The following is a 16,803-nucleotide window of genomic DNA, read 5'->3' on the forward strand; positions in this document are numbered from 1 at the left end:
CCGGCCGCCGAGGGAGTCGGTTTCTGGCCTTGTACCCGGCTCGCACCGGAGCGACGGACGTCCGGGCCGGACGCCGGCCGGATGACGAAACGGCGGCGGCGGGTGCGCGCCAAAAGGCCGATGGCGAAGACAGTTCAACGGCGATAGATTTGCCGGCGATCGCCGTTGCCAAGGAGGCGCGATGCTCCCGGCCTGGTCCGTCGTCCTGAGCGCACTCGGCTATCTCTGCGCCCTGTTCGCGATCGCCCATCTCGCGGACACGGCCGGACGGCGGCTGATGAGCGGGCGGACGCGCACGACGATCTATGCGCTGGCGCTCGGGGTCTACTGCACCTCCTGGACCTTCTACGGCTCGGTCGGCTTCGCCAGCCGGGCGGGCTTCGACTTTCTCGGCATCTATGTCGGCCCGGCCCTGGTGATCGGGCTCGGGCATCGCTTCGTCGCCCGCATCGTCAGCATCGCCAAGTCGCAGAACATCACCTCTGTCGCCGACTTCGTCGGCGCGCGCTACGGCAAGAGCGAGCGCGTCGCGGCGCTGGTCTGCATCGTCGCGGTGATCGGCGCCCTGCCCTATATCGCCCTGCAATTGAAGGCGGTGGCGAACTCCCTCTCGGTGTTCTTCGCCGCCGCCGGCGGGCCGCCGCCGATGACCAACATGCCGGTGCTGAGCGATCTCGCCTTCCTGGTTGCGCTGGTCCTGGCCGGCTTCGCCTGCGCCTTCGGCACGCGCCATATCGACGCCACCGAGCACCAGGACGGGCTGGTTCTGGCGATCGCGGCCGAGTCGCTGGTCAAGCTCGTCGCCTTCCTGGCGCTCGGGGTCTTCGTCGTCTACGGCCTGTTCGACGGCGCGGGCGACCTCTTCGCCCAGGCGGCGCGGGCCGCCGCTGACGGGCCACCGATCTGGGAACGGACATCGAGCTGGCCGATGTTCCTCACGCTGACGGCCCTGTCCTCCTGCGCCGCGCTGCTGCTGGCGCGACAGTTCCACATGGCGATCGTCGAGAACCGCGACGTCCGCGACGTGCGCCGCGCCGCCTGGATGTTCCCGCTCTATCTCGTGCTCATCAACCTCTTCGTCCTGCCGCTCGCCGCGGCCGGCGAGGTTCTCCTGCCGGGCGCCGCGGTGGATCGCGACATGACCGTGCTGCTGCTGCCGCTGGAGAAGCAGGCCGGGGTGATCGCCCTCCTCGTCTTCATCGGCGGGCTCTCGGCCGGCACGGCGATGGTCATCGTGGCGTCGGTCGCGCTGGCGATCATGATCTCGAACCATCTGGTCACGCCGCTGCTGCTGCGCGGGCGCGGCGTCAGCGTCGACCCGGAGCAGGCGGCCGCGCTGCTGCAGGGCGGCCGGCGGCGCAACAGCTCGACCGGTGGCGATCTCGGCTCGCAGGTGGTGCATATCAGGCGGCTCGCCATCGTCGCCGTGATCCTGCTCGGCTACGCCTATTACCGTGCGGCCGGCGAGGCGGCGCTGGTGTCGATCGGCCTGCTGTCCTTCGCCGCCACGGCCCAGATCGCGCCAGCCTTCTTCGGCGGGCTGATCTGGCGCCGCGGCACCGCGCTCGGCGCGGCGGCGGGGCTGTCCGCCGGCCTGCTGACCTGGCTCTACACCCTGCTGATGCCGAGCCTCGCCTTGCCCGGCGGCGATTGGGCGCAGATCGTCGAGCACGGGCCGCTCGGCATCGCCGCCCTGCGGCCGGAGGCGCTGTTCGGCCTGTCGCTGCCGGCCCTGCCCCATGGCGTGCTCTGGAGCCTCGGCATCAACATCGTCTGCTATGTCGGCTTCTCGCTGGTGCGGCCGGCGAGCGCGATGGAGCGGCTGCAGGCCAACGCCTTCGTGGAGTCGGACCGGGCGACCATGGCCCAGTCCTTCTCGCTCTGGCGCTCCAGCGTCACCGAGGCGGAGCTGCAGTCGACCATCGGGCGCTATCTCGGCCAGGAGCGGACGCAGCGCGCCTTCGAAGGGTTCGCCCATTCGCGCGGAGAGGTGCTCAACGGGACGCGCGAGGCCGACATCCACATGCTGCGCTTCGGCGAGCACCTGCTCTCCTCCGCGATCGGGGCCGCCTCCTCACGCCTCGTGCTGTCGCTGCTGCTGAAGCGGCGCAACCTCTCGACCGAAGCCGCCTTCAAGCTGCTCGACGACGCCTCCGCCGCGCTGCAGTACAATCGCGACATCCTGCAGAACGGCCTCGACCATGCCGGCCAGGGCATTACCGTGCTCGACCGCGATCTTCGCCTGCTCGCCTGGAACAAGGCCTTCATCCAGCTCTACGACCTGCCGCCCTCGCTGGTGCGCTTCGGGACCGGCCTCGACGAGATCGTGCGCTACAACGCGCAGCGCGGCGCCTATGGCGCCGGTCCGCAGGACGAGCTGATGGCGGCGCGGCTGGAGAGCTTCGTCAACGATCGCGAGCCGGTCCGGCTCAAGCTCTACCCATCCAAGAAGGTCATCGAAATCCGCTCCAACCCGCTGCCCGACGGCGGCATCGTCACCACCTACACCGACATCACCGAGACGGTCGCGGCCGAGGAGGAGCTGGCGCGCACCAACGAGACGCTGGAGAAGCGCGTCGCCGAGCGCACCGAGGAGATCCGGCGCGTCAACACCGAACTGCAGCGCGCCAAGGCCGAGGCCGACGAGGCCAACGCCTCGAAGACGCGCTTCCTCGCCGCCGCCAGCCACGACATCCTACAACCGCTCAACGCCGCCCGGCTCTACGCCTCCGCCCTGGTCGAACGCGACCGCGCCGGCGCGCAGCCCGACCTCGCCGAGAACATCGACGCCTCGCTCGACGCGGTCGAGGAGATCCTGACCGCGCTGCTCGAGATCTCGCGGCTCGACGGCGGCGCGCTCAAGCCCGAGATCGGCGCCTTCCGCCTCGACGAGCTGATGCGCCAGCTGCAGCGCGAATTCGAGCCGAGCGCCCAGGAGAAGGGCCTGAAGCTCGTCTTCGCGCCGACTTCGGCCACCATCCGCTCCGATCGGCGCCTGTTGCGCCGGCTCCTCCAGAACCTGATCTCGAACGCGATCAAGTACACGCCCAATGGCAAGGTTCTGGTCGGCTGCCGCCATCGAGGCGGACAGATCGCGATCGAGGTGCTCGATACCGGGCTCGGCATCCCGGCCAGCAAGCAGAAGACGGTGTTCCGCGAGTTCCAGCGCCTCGACCAGGGCGCCAAGGTGGCGCGCGGCCTCGGCCTCGGCCTCTCGATCGTCGAGCGGATCGCGCGCACGCTCGACCACAAGCTCTCCCTCGCCTCGACGCCGGGCCGCGGGACGCGCTTCTCGATCCTGGTGCCGCGGGCGGCGCCGCTGCCGGCGATGGCGACGACCGCAGCCACGCGCGGCACCCCGCCCAGCAGCCAGCTCGCCGGCCTGAAGCTGCTCGCCATCGACAACGAGCCGGCGATCCTCGACGGCATGCGCCTTCTGCTCGGCGGCTGGGGCTGCGAGGTCGAGACCGCCCGAGACCTCGACGAAGCCGCCGCCGCGATCGCCGCGGGCGGGGCTCCGGACGTGCTGATCGCCGACTACCATCTCGATCATGGCGAGAACGGCATCGCCCTGATCTCGGCTTTGCGGCACCGCGTCGGCGGGCTGCCGGCGATCCTGCTGACGGCGGACCGCTCGCCCGAAGTGCGCGAGGAGGCGGCCGCGCTCGACATCCACGTGCTGAACAAGCCGCTGAAGCCCGGCGCCTTACGGGCGCTCCTGGCGCAATGGCGCGCGACTCGGCTGGCTGCCGAATAGGCCGATTGCGGCCTCGCTACTCCGGCGCAGGCTCCGCCGCTGCCTGGCCGGCCACCGCGCCGGCCTGCCGCAACGCCTCCTCGGCCGCGAGGAAAGCCGCGACCTCGCGGCTCGGCGCCGGGCTCTCCGCTGCGACGCCCATCTCGCCGAACAGGCGCGCGGCCGGCACATAGGCCCTGGCCTTGCGGTCATAGAGCGCGGCGCGGACGAGCGCGACCGCGGCGACGATCTCGTTGCCGTCGCGCCCCGCCGCCAGGATCCGGTGCTGGATCACGACCCAGCTCTCGCTCCAGCAGAGCAGGCGCGTCTCCAGCCTGATCGCCCGGAACAGGCGCAGCTCGCGGCGGAAGCGGATGGTGCCGCAATTGACGACGGGCACCCAGCCATGGCGCAGGACCGCGCGCCAGAGGCCGCTGCGCAGCATCAGGTCGGCGCGGCCGAGATCCATCAGCCCCCAATAGCGGGCATTGTTCATGTGCAGGCTGGTGTCGAGATCGTGGAGCCAGACCCGGAAGGGCAGGATCGAGGCCTCGAAAGGCGGCTTCAGCCTGGGCTGGAAAGGCCGGCTGAGCAGCAGCCAGACGAGGCGGAACCAGAGATTCATGACAGCGTCCCGGGAAAGATAGTTCAGTTGTAAACATTTTTGCGCCTGCGGCCAGCGCCACCGGATTCTTCCGCTTCGATTCCAACCAAGCTGGATCGTCATTGCGAGCGCAGCGAAGCAATCCAGAAGGACGTAAAGCTCTCCCGCTCCTGGATTGCTTCGTCGCTACGCTCCTCGCAATGACGACCGGGCGTCTGGGTAAAGTCGCGATCGAATGCTGCACCGCACGATCGTGCGACGCGGGACGCCACGGCGGCGCCTGCGCGCGGATAATTCGGGATGGCGCGCAAGATCATGCTTGCCAAGCGCGCTTTTTGCGCAGAAGCATCTGCGCTTTCCGGCGGCCGCCGAGGCGCCACCGGTCATGGGACGACGCACCGGCGATGCAGATCGAACTCGATTCCCGCGACAGGACGATCCTGCGCATCCTCCAGAAGGATGGCCGGATCACCAATTCTGACCTCGCCGAGAAGGTGCACCTCTCGCCCTCGGCCTGCCTGCGGCGGGTGCGCCAGCTCGAGGAGAGCGGGCTGATCCGCGGCTATGTGATGATGCTCGACGAACGCATCGCCGGTTTCCCCGGCACCGCCTTCGTCTTCGTCACCCTCGACCAGCAGGGCCGCGCCTCGCTGGAGAGCTTCGAGAAGGCGGTGCAGGACCTGCCCGAGATCCTCGAGTGCCACCTGCTCGCCGGCGCGCATGACTACCTGATGCGGGTGATCTATCGCGACAGCGCCGATTTCGAGCGCATCCACACCGACATCATCACGCAATTGCCGGGCGTCACCCGGGTGCAGTCGACGCTGACGCTGCGCACGATCAAGAAGACCTCGGCGCTGCCGATGTGATGTGAGGCGGGGTTCCCCTTTCGAGCCACGCCCCACGAGCGCTCCTCGGAACGAGGCTCGGAGGTCGCTGCCTGAAGAGGGTTGCGAGAGCGGGCATCAAAGTCGATAACGGCCGCCCGCTGAAGCTGCCCGCTTCGATCGAATCGCCGACTTGCCTCACCCCTTTGTTTTGACGCAATTCCGGACGCAAACCGCTACGCACTCTTGCTGGAATTGCTTTGGGAACCGCGCCCGTGACCGACGCCAACACCAATGCCGATGTCGCCGGCCTGCCCTTCGAGGCGGCCCTGAAGGAGCTCGAAGGCATCGTCGCCCGGCTCGAGCGCGGCGATGTCGCGCTGGAGGAATCGATCGACATCTACACCCGTGGCGAGGCGCTGAAGGCGCGCTGCGACGCGCTGCTGAAGCAGGCCGAAGCCCGCATCGAGAAGATCACGCTCGGCGCCGACGGCAAGCCGACGGGCACCCAGCCGCTCGACGTCGGCAACTGACGGGCGCTCCGGCCATCATCGGGCCGGCGGGCTGACCACAGCCGCTTCGCCGAGCACAGCCTCGACCAGTCGCGCGACGTGCTGGACCGCAGGATCGCGTTCGCTGCGCCGGTGCCAGGCGAGATGCAGCGGAAAGCCCTCGACCGCCACCGGTGGCTCGAAGGTGACGAAGCGCTCGGCCTCGCCCGGCGGCAAGGTCCGACTCGGCAGGAGCGCGATCAGCTCCGACGCCAGCAGCAAGGGCGGCACGCCGAGGAAGCTCGGCACGACAAGGCCGATATGACGCTCGCGGCCGAGCCGCGCGAGCGCCTCGTCGAGCGGGCCATGGGTCTCGCCGCGGCCGGAAACCAGCACATGCGGGAAAGCGAGCCAGCGATCGAGATCGAAGCCGTTTGCCGCTGGATGATCCCGGCGCATCGTGACGACATAGCGCTCGCGCAGCAGCTCCCGGCGGGTGAAATCGGCGTCGATCGTCGGAAAGACCGAGATGGCGAGGTCGGCCCGCCCCTGCGCCAGCGCCTCCAGCGTCGCCTGCGCGCCTTGCCAGGGCAGGATGGCGAGGGTCAGGCCGGGCGCGGTCTGCATCAGCTGCGCATAGATCCGGCCGGTCAGCAGCGCCGGCGGCAGCTCCGCCGTCATCACCCGGATCGTCTGCTTCAAGCTCGTGAGCTCCGGCTCCGGCGCGTCGAGCAGCGCGGCGATCCCGGCGAGGATATCGCGCAGCGGCTGCCGTAGCGCCTGCGCCTTGGCGGTCAGGCGCATCCGCCCCCTGCCCCGCAGCAGCAGCGGATCTCCGAACAGGTGGCGGCAGCGTTCGAGCGCACTGGAGGCCGCCGGCTGCGACAGGCCGATCCGTTCGGCGGCGCGCGAGACATGCGCCTCGTCGAGCAGGGCGTCGAGGATGACGAGCAGGTTGAGGTCGATCGCGCGTAAATTCACGCGATCGATAATACGCTATATCGATCATCCATTGGAGCAATTTATTGGGCGACCGCATCCTCCTCCCGAACCGAAGGAGGTCGCCATGACGCAGACGCTGATCCTGCTCTTCCACCCCGATTACCGGAATTCGCGCGCCAATCGGACGCTGGCGGAGGCGGCAGGACGCCGGCCCGGCGCCAGCGTCGTCGACATGCAGGGGCTTTATCCGGATGGGCGTATCGACGCAGAGGCGGAGGCCGCGAGGCTGCTCGGCGCCGAGCGGATCGTCCTGCAGTTTCCGGTGCAATGGTATTCGACCCCGCCGCTGCTGAAGGCCTGGCAGGACGCGGTGCTGACCCGGATGTTCTACATCAACTACGAGGCGGAGGGGGCGAAGCTCGCGGGCCGGCCTTTCATGATCGCCGCGACCGCCGGCAACGTTCCGGAAGCCTATGCGCCGGGCGGCGCCAATCTGTTCTCGTTGCGCGACCTGCTGAAGCCGCTTCAGGCGAGCGCGCATCGCTGCGCCCTCGCCTGGCAGGAGCCATTCCTGATCTACGATGCGCGCCGGGCCGATGCCGAGGCGCTGGAGGCGGTCGCCGAGCACTATGTCGCACGGCTCGCCAGGCTCGAAACCCGGCAAGCCGCCTGACCGGCCGGCGGGGGGGGCCGGCGCCGAGACGGCGGCCCGCTTCAGCTCAAACCCGTCCGGCGCTGTTCCCGCCGCGTGCGAGCGCCGTCAGGATCGCGGTACCCAGCCCAGACTTCACCAGCGAGCCGAGCAGGAAGGGCACGACACCGGCCAGCATGGCCTTCTCAGCACCGATCAGCGTCGCGAGCCAGAGGCCGCCGAGCAGCAGGCAGAGCGCGTGGCCGAGCAGCATCGCCGCGAGGGCGAGAGCGGGGCGGCTGCCGTTCCAGCCGCGTTCGGCCAGCCAGCCGACAAGCGCGCCGGCGAGCGGGAAGGAGGCCAGATAGCCGGCGGTCGGCCCCATGAAAGGCGCGATGCCGCCGCTGCCATTGGCGAGCACGGGCAGGCCAAGCGCCGCCTCGCCGAGCCAGGCGAGGATGGTGAGCGCGCCGAGCCGCCAGCCATAGAGCGCGCCGATCAGCGTCACCGCCAGCGTCTGCATGGTCATCGGCACGGGCAGCATCGGCACGCTGATCTGCGAGGCGGTCGCCAGGACGAGTGTGCCGAGGAGGACGGCCGCCGCCCGGACGGGCACCGGGCGCCCCCGCAGATCGAGCGGGCTGAAACGAGCCCGCGCGGCGTAGCTGAGATCGGTCATGACTGGTCTCCGTTGAACTATATTATAGATAATTCTTCGATTTCATCTATCTTAAAGTCCACAGCCGCCGACAGAATGCAAGCGCGTACCGCATGCCGCCATGGGCACGCCGGCGCTGGCCTGCCCGGCGGCCCCCAAGCGGCCGCTCGAACTTCGGATTCAGCCCTGGATCGCGAAGACGTCGCGCGTCCCGCCGGCGGCCGTGCGTACGGGCTTCGAGCCGATCCACTGGACGTGACGGGCGAGGATGGCCGCCGCCTCGTCGATCTGGCCGGCGCGCAGCCCGGCGAGGATGGCGCGGTGGTCGTGGTCGGTGCGCGCCTCCCAGTCCGAGCGCCAGGCCGAGAACAGGAAGCGGGCGCTGGCGGCGTGGAGATCGTCGATCGCGGCCAGCAGGCGCGGCATGGCGCAGGGCGTCACGATCAGCCGGTGGAAACGCCGATTCGATTCCTCCCAGGCGCGGACATCGGGAGAGTGGTCACCGGCGCGCGTCGCATCCTCGGCTTCGTCGAGGATGGCGCGGGTGAGATGTGGGCCGGCATGGCGCAGCGCCAGCACCTCCAGCGCCGCACGCATCTCGGCGACCTCGCGAACCTCGCGCAGGTCGAAGGCGGCGACGCGCACGCCACGGCGCGGCTCGCTGACGGCGAGCCCCTGCGCCTCCAGCCGCTGGAAGGCCTCGCGCACCGGGACATGGCTGGCGCCGAACTCGGCCGCGACATGATCCTGCCGCAGCCGCGCGCCCGGCTCGAGCTCTCCGGAAATGATCCGTTCGGCGAGGACGCGGCTGATGCGGACCGGCAGCGTCTCTGAAGTCTGTTTGCCCATGGAATTATCGATAATTTCTCCCGTGGGCCGCGTCGAGCCCGGCCTCCGAGTTGCAGCTTGCCGCGCTCGGCGTCCAGGGCCAGTGTTCGACGCCCACAGGAGGACACTGCATGTCGCAACTGCCCGACCATGATCCGATCGCCGGCGACACCCGCTCCTGCGAGGCGCTCGAGCAGGTGATCGTGCCGCGCGCCCATGATCTCGGCGGCTTCTCGGTCCGCCGGGCCCTGCCCTCGATCGGGCGCAAGATGGTCGGCCCCTTCATCTTCTTCGATCAGATGGGCCCGGCCGAGTTCCTGCTCGGCGAGGGCATCGACGTGCGCCCGCATCCGCATATCGGGCTCGCCACCGTGACCTATCTCTTCGACGGCGAGATCATGCACCGCGATTCGCTCGGCACGGCGCTGCCGATCCGCCCCGGCGCGGTCAACCTGATGACGGCCGGGCGCGGCATCGTCCATTCCGAGCGCACCGCGCCGGAAGAGCGGCTGAAAGCGCCGAAGCTCTACGGCATTCAGACCTGGCTCGCCTTGCCGAGGACGCATGAGGAGGTCGCGCCCGAATTCGTCCACCATGCCGCGCCGGAGCTGCCGCGCATCGTCGGCGAAGGCAAGCGCGTCAGCCTGATCATGGGCTCGGCCTTCGGCCAGAGCTCGCCGGTGAAATTCCCCTGGGACACGCTTTATGCCGAGGCCGTGCTGGCCCCGGGCGCGATCCTGCCGCTCGACGCCGATTACGAGGAGCGCGCCGTCTACATCGTCGCCGGCAAGATCGACATCGCGGGCGATGAATTCGGCGCCGGCCAATTGCTGATCTTCAAGCCGGGCGACCGGATCTCGATCCTCGCCGTCGACCAGAGCCGGCTGATGCTGATCGGCGGCGAGCCGATGGACGGCCCGCGCCATATCTGGTGGAACTTCGTCTCCTCGTCGAAGGAGCGCATCGACCAAGCCAAGCAGGAATGGAAGACCGGCCGCTTCGACACCGTCCCCGGCGACGAGGAGGAGTTCATCCCGCTGCCGGAGCGGTGAGCTCGCCCGTCGGCATCGCCCGCAGCCGCGGCATCTGCGAGGCCAGGATCGCCAGCGTCGACAGGGCGAACAGGCCGACCGGCAGCCACATCGCCGCCTCGACGCCGAGCCATTCGCCGGCGAGGCCGCCGGCGACCGCGCCGAGCGGGCGCATGCCGTACATGGCCGTGGTGATCGTCGCGCTGACGCGGCCGAGCAGCGGCTGCGGCGTCACCGCCTGGCGCAAGGTCGTCTGGGTGATGAACCAGAGGATCGGGCCGAAGCCGAGCAGGAAGAAGGCGAGCGCCAATGCCGGCCAGCCCAGCGCCGGGGGAGCGAGCGCGATGGCCGCAGCGCCGAGGAGCGAGACGGCCGGACCGAAGACGAGCAGCGCCCCGGTCGGCAGGCGCGCGATCAGCCGGGCGCCGCTGAGAGCGGCCGCGATCGCGCCGGCGCCATAGACCGAAGAGGCCAGGCCGACGGTCGCCGGATCGAGCGCCAGCACGCGCAGCGCATAGGGCGCGAGCAGCGCCATGAACGCGAAGAAGGCGAGGTTCCAGCCGATGGCGCAGAGCGCGATCGGCCTGAGATAGGGATGGCGCGCGACGAAGGCGCCGCCTTCGGCGATGGCGCGGTGGAGGGGCTGGCGCGGCTGCGCCGGCGGCTTCTCGGACGGCAGGCGGAGCGCGGCCATGACCACGACGACGCCGCAGGCGGCGCAGAGGCCGAGCCCGAGCCATCCCGAGGCGCGGGCCACCGCCCAGCCGGCGATCAGCGGCGCGACGAGATTGAAGGCGGCCCGGCCGAGCTCGAGGCGGCTGTTGGCACGCGGCAGTTCGGCGAGCGCCACCGCCTGCGGCATCAGCACGAAGATCGAGAGCGCGATGGTGACCGGCCCGGCCGCGGCGATGAAGGTCGAGAGCGCCAGGGCCGGCCCGATCGCACCGCCTGCGAGCAGGAGCGCGCCGAGGCCGGAGCCGAGCGCCATCAGAGCGCCGCCGGCGAGGATCAACGTGCGCGGCGCCATCCGGTCGGCGAGCACGCCGGCCGGCAGCGAGATCAGCAGCCAGGCGGCCGATTGCGCCGCGACGAGCAGGCCGATCAGGCGCGGGCTCGCCCCGGCTTGCGCCGCCGCGAGCGTGATCGTGTCGAGCGCGAGCTTGTCGGCGAACTGCGCCGTGACGCCGGCGATCAGCAGGGCGGCGAAAAAGCGGGAGGTCATGGCAGATGTCCAAACGGCGATCGGAAGCCGATTGTCATGACGGCCGCGCCGCTCCCACCCGTTTCCTGCGCCGACGCCGCGAGGGACCGGTTTGCCAGCGTCGCCGCGAAGGACTATTTCGGAGGCACGATCCAGCAAGCTTCGGCCAGCCCTTGCCTCGCCCCCACACCCCTCTCCTCGACCAGGTGCCAGATCCAGCCGCATTGCGCCGGCTCGACGACGCGCAGCTGCACCAGCTCGCCGACGAGCTCCGGGCCGAGACGATCGACGCGGTCTCGGTCACCGGCGGCCATCTCGGCGCCGGGCTCGGCGTCGTCGAACTCACCGTCGCGCTCCACCATGTCTTCGATACGCCGCGCGACCGACTGATCTGGGATGTCGGCCACCAGGCCTATCCGCACAAGATCCTGACCGGCCGCCGCGACGCGATCCGCACGCTGCGCCAGCCGGGCGGGCTCTCGGGCTTCACCAGGCGCGCCGAGAGCGAATACGACCCGTTCGGCGCCGCCCATTCCTCGACCTCGATCTCGGCCGGGCTCGGCATGGCGGTCGGGCGCGACCTGGCCGGCCGGCGCAACAACGTCATCGCCGTGATCGGGGACGGCGCCATGTCGGCGGGCATGGCCTACGAGGCGATGAACAATGCCGGGGCGCTCGGCTCGCGGCTGATCGTCATCCTCAACGACAACGACATGTCGATCGCCCCGCCGGTCGGGGCGATGTCGGCCTATCTCGCCCGCCTCGTCTCGGGCCCGACCTACCGTTCGTTGCGCGAAGTGGCGAAGTACCTGGCCGAGAAGCTGCCGCGCTTCTTCCACGAGAAGGCGAAGCGCACCGAGGAGTACGCGCGCGGCTTCTGGACCGGCGGCACGCTCTTCGAGGAGCTCGGCTTCTACTATGTCGGCCCGATCGACGGCCACAATCTCGACCATCTGCTGCCGGTGCTGCGCAATGTCCGCGACGCCGAGACCGGGCCGATCCTGGTCCATGTCGTGACGCAGAAGGGCAAGGGCTACGCGCCGGCCGAGGCGAGCGCCGACAAATACCACGGCGTCGTCAGGTTCGACCCCGTCACCGGCCAGCAGGCGAAGGCGCCGGCGAACGCACCGAGCTACACCAATATCTTCGCCAACGCGCTGATCAAGGCCGCGCGCGAGGACGACAGAATCGTCGCCGTCACCGCCGCCATGCCGTCCGGCACCGGGCTCGACGCCTTCGGCAAGGAGTTTCCGGGCCGCACCTTCGATGTCGGCATCGCCGAGCAGCACGCCGTGACCTTCGCGGCCGGGCTGGCCACCGAAGGCTTCAAGCCGTTCTGCGCGATCTACTCGACCTTCCTGCAGCGGGCCTACGACCAGGTCGTGCACGACGTCGCGATCCAGAAGCTGCCGGTGCGCTTCGCGCTCGACCGGGCGGGGCTGGTCGGGGCCGACGGCGCGACCCATGCCGGCGCCTTCGACATCGCCTATCTCGCCTGCCTCCCCGACATGGTGGTGATGGCCGCCGCCGACGAGGCCGAGCTCACCCATATGGTCGCGACCGCCGCGGCCTACGATGCCGGGCCGATCGCCTTCCGCTATCCGCGCGGCGAAGGCGTCGGCGTCGAGCTGCCGCAGCACGGCGTCCCGCTGGCGATCGGCAAAGGCCGGATCGCCAGGGAAGGCACGCGGGTGGCGCTGCTCTCGCTCGGCACGCGGCTGGCCGAATGCCTCGCCGCCGCCGAGCTGCTCGGCCAGCGCGGGCTCTCGACCACCGTCGCCGATGCGCGCTTCGCCAAGCCGCTCGACGAGGCGCTGATCCTGCGTCTCGCCCGCGAGCACGAGGTGCTGGTCACGGTCGAGGAAGGCTCGGTCGGCGGCTTCGGCAGCCATGTCCTGCATCTGCTCGCACGCGAGGGCGCGCTCGACGGCGGGCTGAAGGTGCGCAGCCTGACGCTGCCCGACATCTTCCAGGAGCACGGCAAGCCGGAGGCCATGTATGCCGAGGCCGGGCTCGACGCCGCCGGGATCGTGCGCACCGTCGAGACCGCGCTCGGCCCCGCCAGCGCCATCCGCCGCGCCTGACCGCCATGGCCGCCGGCCTGCCGCGCCGGGTCCGGGCCGACCTGCTGCTGGTCGAGCGCGGCCTGTTCGAAAGCCGAGCGCGGGCGCAAGCCGCCATCGCCGCGGGCCTGGTCAGCGCCGACGGCGTCGTGCTGCGCAAGGCCTCGGAAACCATTCCCGTCACGGCGGCGATCGCAGCGCAGGCGGCACATCCTTACGTCTCGCGCGGCGGGGTCAAGCTCGCCGCGGCTCTCGACGCCTTCGGCTTCGATCCGGCCGGACTGACCTGCCTCGACGTCGGCGCCTCGACCGGCGGCTTCAGCGACGTGCTGCTCCGGCGCGGGGCGGAGCATGTCTACGCCGTCGATGTCGGCCAGGCGCAATTGCACCCGACCCTGCGCGGCCATCCCCGCCTGACCAGTCTGGAAAGCCAGGATATCCGCTCCCTCGATGCCGGCCTGTTCGCGCAGGCGCCGGCGCTCGCCGCGATCGATGTCAGCTTCATCTCGCTGAAGCTGGTGCTGCCGGCAGTGGCTACGCTGCTTGCGCCCCGGGCGCGGCTGGTCGCGCTGGTGAAGCCGCAATTCGAGACGAGGCGCTCGGCGCTGAAGAAGGGCGTGCTGCGAGACGAGGCGCTGCAGCAGCAGATCTGCGCGGAGATCGCAGCGGTCGCCGCCGGCCTCGGCTTCGCGGTCAGCGGGCCGATCACCTCCCCGATCGAGGGCGGCGACGGCAATCGCGAGTTCCTGCTCGGCGGCGAGCGGGCGGATCAGCTCGCCATCACGGCGTCGACTTCGGCCTGAACGGCGCCGGCATCGATGCGGGCCGCCTCGCCCCGGCCGTTCGCGTTGATGAAGGCGGTGGCGCGTGCGATCAGCCGGCGCAGCGACAGGCTGGCGACGTCGACGATCAGCGCCGGATCCTCCTCGGCCGGCATCTCATCGAGCAGGGCCGTCGCCGTGAGGATCAGCCGGTCCATGGCGGCGCAGAGCGCGTCGAAATTCTCGATCTCGCGCTGGCCGAGGGCGCGATAGGCGGCCAGGGCCTCGCCGGCGCAGCGCAGCGGAGACCCGGCGAAATGCTCGACGTAACCGACTGCGCGCCAGGCCTTGAGATCCTCCAGGATCTCGCGGTCCGCCGGCAGCATCTCCAGCAGCATCAGCGCCTCGCTGTGCCGGTTGAGATAGTCTGTCGAAAGCTGCGGAACCGCCCGGCCCGCCGCGGTCGGTGATGTCTCGGTCGCGGACGCAGACATTGAGAGGCCCCGGAAGCGCAGCGACTATGCTGCGCCAACCGCAAACAAAGTCTTGATCCGGTCGCGATAAGACGGAAGACGTCGAAGCATGTGTGGTCGCTATGCCGTAACCCTGCCGCCGGAGGCGATGCGCGCGGCCTTCGCCTATCGCGAGCAGCCGAATTTCCCGCCGCGCTACAATATCGCGCCGACGCAGCCGGTCCCGGTGGTGCGCCGCGACGAGGGCCGGCGCCAGTTCATCCTGATGCGCTGGGGCTTCATCCCGGGCTGGGTCAAGGATCCGAAGACCTTTCCCCTGGTCGTCAATGTCCGCAGCGAGAGCGCCGGCGAAAAGCCTTCCTTCCGCGCCGCCCTCTCCCGCCGGCGCTGCCTGATGCCGGCGGACGGGTTCTATGAATGGCACCGGCTCGGCGAGGGCCGCCAGCAGGAGAACCGCCCCTATCTCTTCCGGAGGCCGGATCGCGGCTTCTTCGCCCTCGCGGCGCTGTGGGAGACCTGGCACAGTCCCGACGGATCCGAGATCGACACGGTCGCGATCGTCACCGGCCCCGCGAACGGGCAGATGGCGGCGATCCATCACCGCTCCCCCGTCATCGTGCCGCCCGAGCACTTCGACGCCTGGCTCGACCCGTCGGCCGAGCCCGCCAAGGTGCAGGCGCTGCTGCGCCCACCGCCGGACGATCTGCTCGAGATGGTCAGGCTCGGCCCGGCGGTGAACAAGGTCGCCAATGACGGGCCGCAGGTGCAGGAGCCGTTCGATCCCGCATCCGAGCCGGCGCCTGCGGCAAGAGCCGTCATGCGTTCCCGGCGGGGCGGGGCCGACGGTGCACAGGGCAGCCTGTTCTAGCGCAGGCGACGACGGCGCGCTTACTCTGCTCCCGACGAGACGAGCACAGGATACGCCCGCGATGGATGGCCGCCGCCCGACGATGAGCTCCCTGCACGGCATGGTCGCCGCCGCGCACCCGCTGGCGGCGCAGGCCGGCGCACGCATTCTCGCCCAGGGCGGCAACGTCTTCGACGCGGTCGGGGCGGTCGCGGCGGCGCTCAATGTGGTCGAGCCGTTCATGTCGAGCCTCGCCGGAATGGGGTCGGCGACGATGTGGGTCGCGGCCGAAAAGCGCGTGCGCGTGCTCGATTTCGTGCCGTCCGTGCCGGAGAGCTTCCCGCATGAGCGCTTCAGCCAGCGCGCCGATCTCGAGCGCGGCGCGCTTTCGGTTGCCCCGCCCGGCAATCTCGCCGGCTGGTGCGAGCTCAACCGGAGCTATGGCCGCCTGCCGCTTGAGCAGATCTTCGCGCCGGCGATCGCGCTCGCGGAGGATGGCTTCCCGATCGCCGAGTTCGGCGTCGCGGAATTCAACGAGCAGGCGCCGCTGCTGCGCGAGCGGCCGGAGCTCTACGAACACTGGGCGCGCAACTATCTGCGCGAAGGCGGCGACAGCGTCGCACTCGGCCAGATCCTGCGCCAGCCGGAGCTGGCGGCGACCCTGCGCGGCATCGCCGCCAAGGGGCCGGGCCATCTCTATCAGGGCGCGCTCGGCGAGGCGGTCACCGCCCATCTCGCGGCACAGGGCGGCACGCTGACCATGGCCGATCTCGGCAGGGTCGCCCCGCAATGGCGCGAGCCGCTCAGTGTCGCCTATCGCGACCGGCTCGTGCATGTGCCGCCCCCGGCCTGCGAGGGTTTCCAGTTCCTGCTGACCTTGCGCATCCTCGACGGCTTCGATCTCGGCAAGCTCGAACGCAACGGCGTCGAGCATCTCGACATCGTCTACCGCGCCGTCCGCCTCGCCGCCGGCGTCCGCATCGCGCACAACAATCCGGCGCCGGAGAAGCTCGCCGAGATCCTGTCCGAGCCCTTCGTCGCCCGGCTGCGGGCACGGGTGGGCGATGGCGAGCCGATCGAGGGACCGACCGAACAATGGATGCCGCAGGCGCCCGCGGGCGAAGATCCCGCGCACACGACGTCCTTCTCGATCGCCGACCGCGAGGGCAATCTGATCTGCGTGACGCAGAGCATCGGCAGCCCGTTCGGCAGCGGCGTCGTGGTGCCCGGCACCGGCCTGTGCCTCAACAACTTCCTGTACTGGGCGGACGTCCAGCCCGGCAGCCCCAATCGTTCCCTGCCCGGCTCGGAGCTGCCGATGTGCATGTCGCCGAGCCTCTCGACCCGGGACGGCGCGCCGGTGCTGGCGCTCGGCACGCCCGGCAGCTACGGCATCCTGCAGACGCAGGCGCAGGCCATGGTCCAGCATGTCGATTTTGCCCTTCCACTGCAGGACGTGATCGAGGCGCCGCGCGCGCGGCTCTGGGACGGCCGCGCCATCGAGGTCGAGAACCGGCTCGCGGCCGAGACCATCGCCGCGCTCGCCCGGCGCGGCCACGCGATCACGCCCTTTGATACCGGCTGGACGATGCGCGTCGGCGGCATGCAGGCCGTATCGCGCGATCCGGCCACGGGCCGGCTCACAGGCGCCTGCGATCCGCGCCGTGACGGCTATGTCGCGACGCCCTGATGCGGCGGGGTGGAGCGAGA

15 protein-coding genes are annotated in these 16,803 nt (G+C 70.3%); 9 read left to right on the forward strand and 6 right to left on the reverse strand.

The features are described 5' to 3' along the window. Positions 1 to 181: 181 nt before the first annotated feature. Positions 182 to 3,757 carry a PAS domain-containing hybrid sensor histidine kinase/response regulator gene (locus CS1GBM4_RS06615; protein ID WP_186417909.1) on the forward strand — a complete coding sequence of 1,192 codons (3,576 nt, stop codon included), beginning with the start codon at positions 182 to 184 and terminating at the stop codon, positions 3,755 to 3,757. 16 nt (positions 3,758 to 3,773) lie between these two features. Here CS1GBM4_RS06615 and CS1GBM4_RS06620 read toward each other — a convergent pair whose 3' ends face one another. After that, positions 3,774 to 4,361 (reverse strand): thioesterase family protein, encoded by a 588-nt coding sequence (locus CS1GBM4_RS06620; protein WP_186417910.1) that lies wholly within the window; start codon positions 4,359 to 4,361, stop codon positions 3,774 to 3,776. Between the two features lie 383 nt (positions 4,362 to 4,744). On the opposite strand from CS1GBM4_RS06620, the gene CS1GBM4_RS06625 reads away from it, so the two are divergent. Then, positions 4,745 to 5,209 (forward strand): Lrp/AsnC family transcriptional regulator, encoded by a 465-nt coding sequence (locus CS1GBM4_RS06625; protein WP_186417911.1) that lies wholly within the window; start codon positions 4,745 to 4,747, stop codon positions 5,207 to 5,209. A gap of 233 nt (positions 5,210 to 5,442) precedes the next feature. Then, positions 5,443 to 5,700: an exodeoxyribonuclease VII small subunit gene (locus tag CS1GBM4_RS06630; RefSeq protein WP_186417912.1), complete on the forward strand. Its 258-nt coding sequence runs from the start codon at positions 5,443 to 5,445 to the stop codon at positions 5,698 to 5,700. A gap of 15 nt (positions 5,701 to 5,715) precedes the next feature. Here CS1GBM4_RS06630 and CS1GBM4_RS06635 read toward each other — a convergent pair whose 3' ends face one another. Then, positions 5,716 to 6,639, reverse strand: coding sequence for a LysR family transcriptional regulator (locus tag CS1GBM4_RS06635; protein ID WP_186417913.1), 924 nt, complete (start codon positions 6,637 to 6,639; stop codon positions 5,716 to 5,718). Between the two features lie 85 nt (positions 6,640 to 6,724). On the opposite strand from CS1GBM4_RS06635, the gene CS1GBM4_RS06640 reads away from it, so the two are divergent. Continuing rightward, entirely contained in the window at positions 6,725 to 7,273 is a 549-nt protein-coding gene (locus CS1GBM4_RS06640; protein WP_186417914.1) for an NAD(P)H-dependent oxidoreductase, read from the forward strand. Positions 7,274 to 7,319: 46 nt separating this feature from the next. On the opposite strand, the gene CS1GBM4_RS06645 is transcribed toward CS1GBM4_RS06640, so the two are convergent. Continuing rightward, a complete protein-coding gene (locus CS1GBM4_RS06645; RefSeq protein WP_186417915.1) occupies positions 7,320 to 7,910 on the reverse strand; it encodes a biotin transporter BioY in 591 nt (196 codons plus the stop codon). A 159-nt stretch (positions 7,911 to 8,069) separates the two neighbouring features. Continuing rightward, positions 8,070 to 8,738, reverse strand: coding sequence for a GntR family transcriptional regulator (locus tag CS1GBM4_RS06650; protein ID WP_186417916.1), 669 nt, complete (start codon positions 8,736 to 8,738; stop codon positions 8,070 to 8,072). 110 nt (positions 8,739 to 8,848) lie between these two features. On the opposite strand from CS1GBM4_RS06650, the gene CS1GBM4_RS06655 reads away from it, so the two are divergent. After that, positions 8,849 to 9,769, forward strand: a complete 921-nt coding sequence (locus CS1GBM4_RS06655) for a pirin family protein (RefSeq protein ID WP_186417917.1) — start codon at positions 8,849 to 8,851, stop codon at positions 9,767 to 9,769. Here the strand turns inward: CS1GBM4_RS06655 and CS1GBM4_RS06660 are convergent. Continuing rightward, positions 9,747 to 10,970, reverse strand: coding sequence for an MFS transporter (locus CS1GBM4_RS06660; RefSeq protein ID WP_186417918.1), 1,224 nt, complete (start codon positions 10,968 to 10,970; stop codon positions 9,747 to 9,749). The genes CS1GBM4_RS06655 and CS1GBM4_RS06660 overlap by 23 nt on opposite strands. 152 nt (positions 10,971 to 11,122) lie before the next feature. On the opposite strand from CS1GBM4_RS06660, the gene dxs reads away from it, so the two are divergent. Beyond that, positions 11,123 to 13,033: a 1-deoxy-D-xylulose-5-phosphate synthase gene (gene dxs / locus CS1GBM4_RS06665; protein ID WP_186417919.1), complete on the forward strand. Its 1,911-nt coding sequence runs from the start codon at positions 11,123 to 11,125 to the stop codon at positions 13,031 to 13,033. 5 nt (positions 13,034 to 13,038) lie between these two features. After that, a complete protein-coding gene (locus CS1GBM4_RS06670; protein WP_186417920.1) occupies positions 13,039 to 13,815 on the forward strand; it encodes a TlyA family RNA methyltransferase in 777 nt (258 codons plus the stop codon). Here the strand turns inward: CS1GBM4_RS06670 and CS1GBM4_RS06675 are convergent. Next, entirely contained in the window at positions 13,782 to 14,267 is a 486-nt protein-coding gene (locus CS1GBM4_RS06675) for a hypothetical protein (protein WP_186417921.1), read from the reverse strand. The two genes, CS1GBM4_RS06670 and CS1GBM4_RS06675, sit on opposite strands and share 34 nt — an antisense overlap. An 88-nt stretch (positions 14,268 to 14,355) precedes the next feature. Between CS1GBM4_RS06675 and CS1GBM4_RS06680 the strand changes: the two genes are divergently transcribed. Both CS1GBM4_RS06680 and CS1GBM4_RS06685 read left to right on the forward strand, forming a co-directional pair. Then, complete coding sequence (locus tag CS1GBM4_RS06680; RefSeq protein ID WP_186417922.1) at positions 14,356 to 15,114, forward strand: SOS response-associated peptidase; 759 nt, start codon at positions 14,356 to 14,358, stop codon at positions 15,112 to 15,114. Positions 15,115 to 15,175: 61 nt separating this feature from the next. Next, positions 15,176 to 16,783, forward strand: coding sequence for a gamma-glutamyltransferase (locus CS1GBM4_RS06685; RefSeq protein ID WP_186417923.1), 1,608 nt, complete (start codon positions 15,176 to 15,178; stop codon positions 16,781 to 16,783). Positions 16,784 to 16,803: the final 20 nt, after the last annotated feature.

It is taken from the genome of Allobosea sp. CS1GBMeth4 (assembly GCF_900185715.1).
Lineage (GTDB): Bacteria > Pseudomonadota > Alphaproteobacteria > Rhizobiales > Beijerinckiaceae > Allobosea.

Coding starts and splice junctions, on each gene's coding strand:
- CS1GBM4_RS06615 (WP_186417909.1), top strand. CDS start 182: ATGCTCCCGGCCTGGTCCGTCGTCCTGAGCGCACTCGGCTATCTCTGC.
- CS1GBM4_RS06620 (WP_186417910.1), bottom strand. CDS start 4,361: ATGAATCTCTGGTTCCGCCTCGTCTGGCTGCTGCTCAGCCGGCCTTTC.
- CS1GBM4_RS06625 (WP_186417911.1), top strand. CDS start 4,745: ATGCAGATCGAACTCGATTCCCGCGACAGGACGATCCTGCGCATCCTC.
- CS1GBM4_RS06640 (WP_186417914.1), top strand. CDS start 6,725: ATGACGCAGACGCTGATCCTGCTCTTCCACCCCGATTACCGGAATTCG.
- CS1GBM4_RS06645 (WP_186417915.1), bottom strand. CDS start 7,910: ATGACCGATCTCAGCTACGCCGCGCGGGCTCGTTTCAGCCCGCTCGAT.
- CS1GBM4_RS06650 (WP_186417916.1), bottom strand. CDS start 8,738: ATGGGCAAACAGACTTCAGAGACGCTGCCGGTCCGCATCAGCCGCGTC.
- CS1GBM4_RS06655 (WP_186417917.1), top strand. CDS start 8,849: ATGTCGCAACTGCCCGACCATGATCCGATCGCCGGCGACACCCGCTCC.
- CS1GBM4_RS06660 (WP_186417918.1), bottom strand. CDS start 10,970: ATGACCTCCCGCTTTTTCGCCGCCCTGCTGATCGCCGGCGTCACGGCG.
- CS1GBM4_RS06670 (WP_186417920.1), top strand. CDS start 13,039: ATGGCCGCCGGCCTGCCGCGCCGGGTCCGGGCCGACCTGCTGCTGGTC.
- CS1GBM4_RS06675 (WP_186417921.1), bottom strand. CDS start 14,267: ATGTCTGCGTCCGCGACCGAGACATCACCGACCGCGGCGGGCCGGGCG.
- CS1GBM4_RS06680 (WP_186417922.1), top strand. CDS start 14,356: ATGTGTGGTCGCTATGCCGTAACCCTGCCGCCGGAGGCGATGCGCGCG.
- CS1GBM4_RS06685 (WP_186417923.1), top strand. CDS start 15,176: ATGGATGGCCGCCGCCCGACGATGAGCTCCCTGCACGGCATGGTCGCC.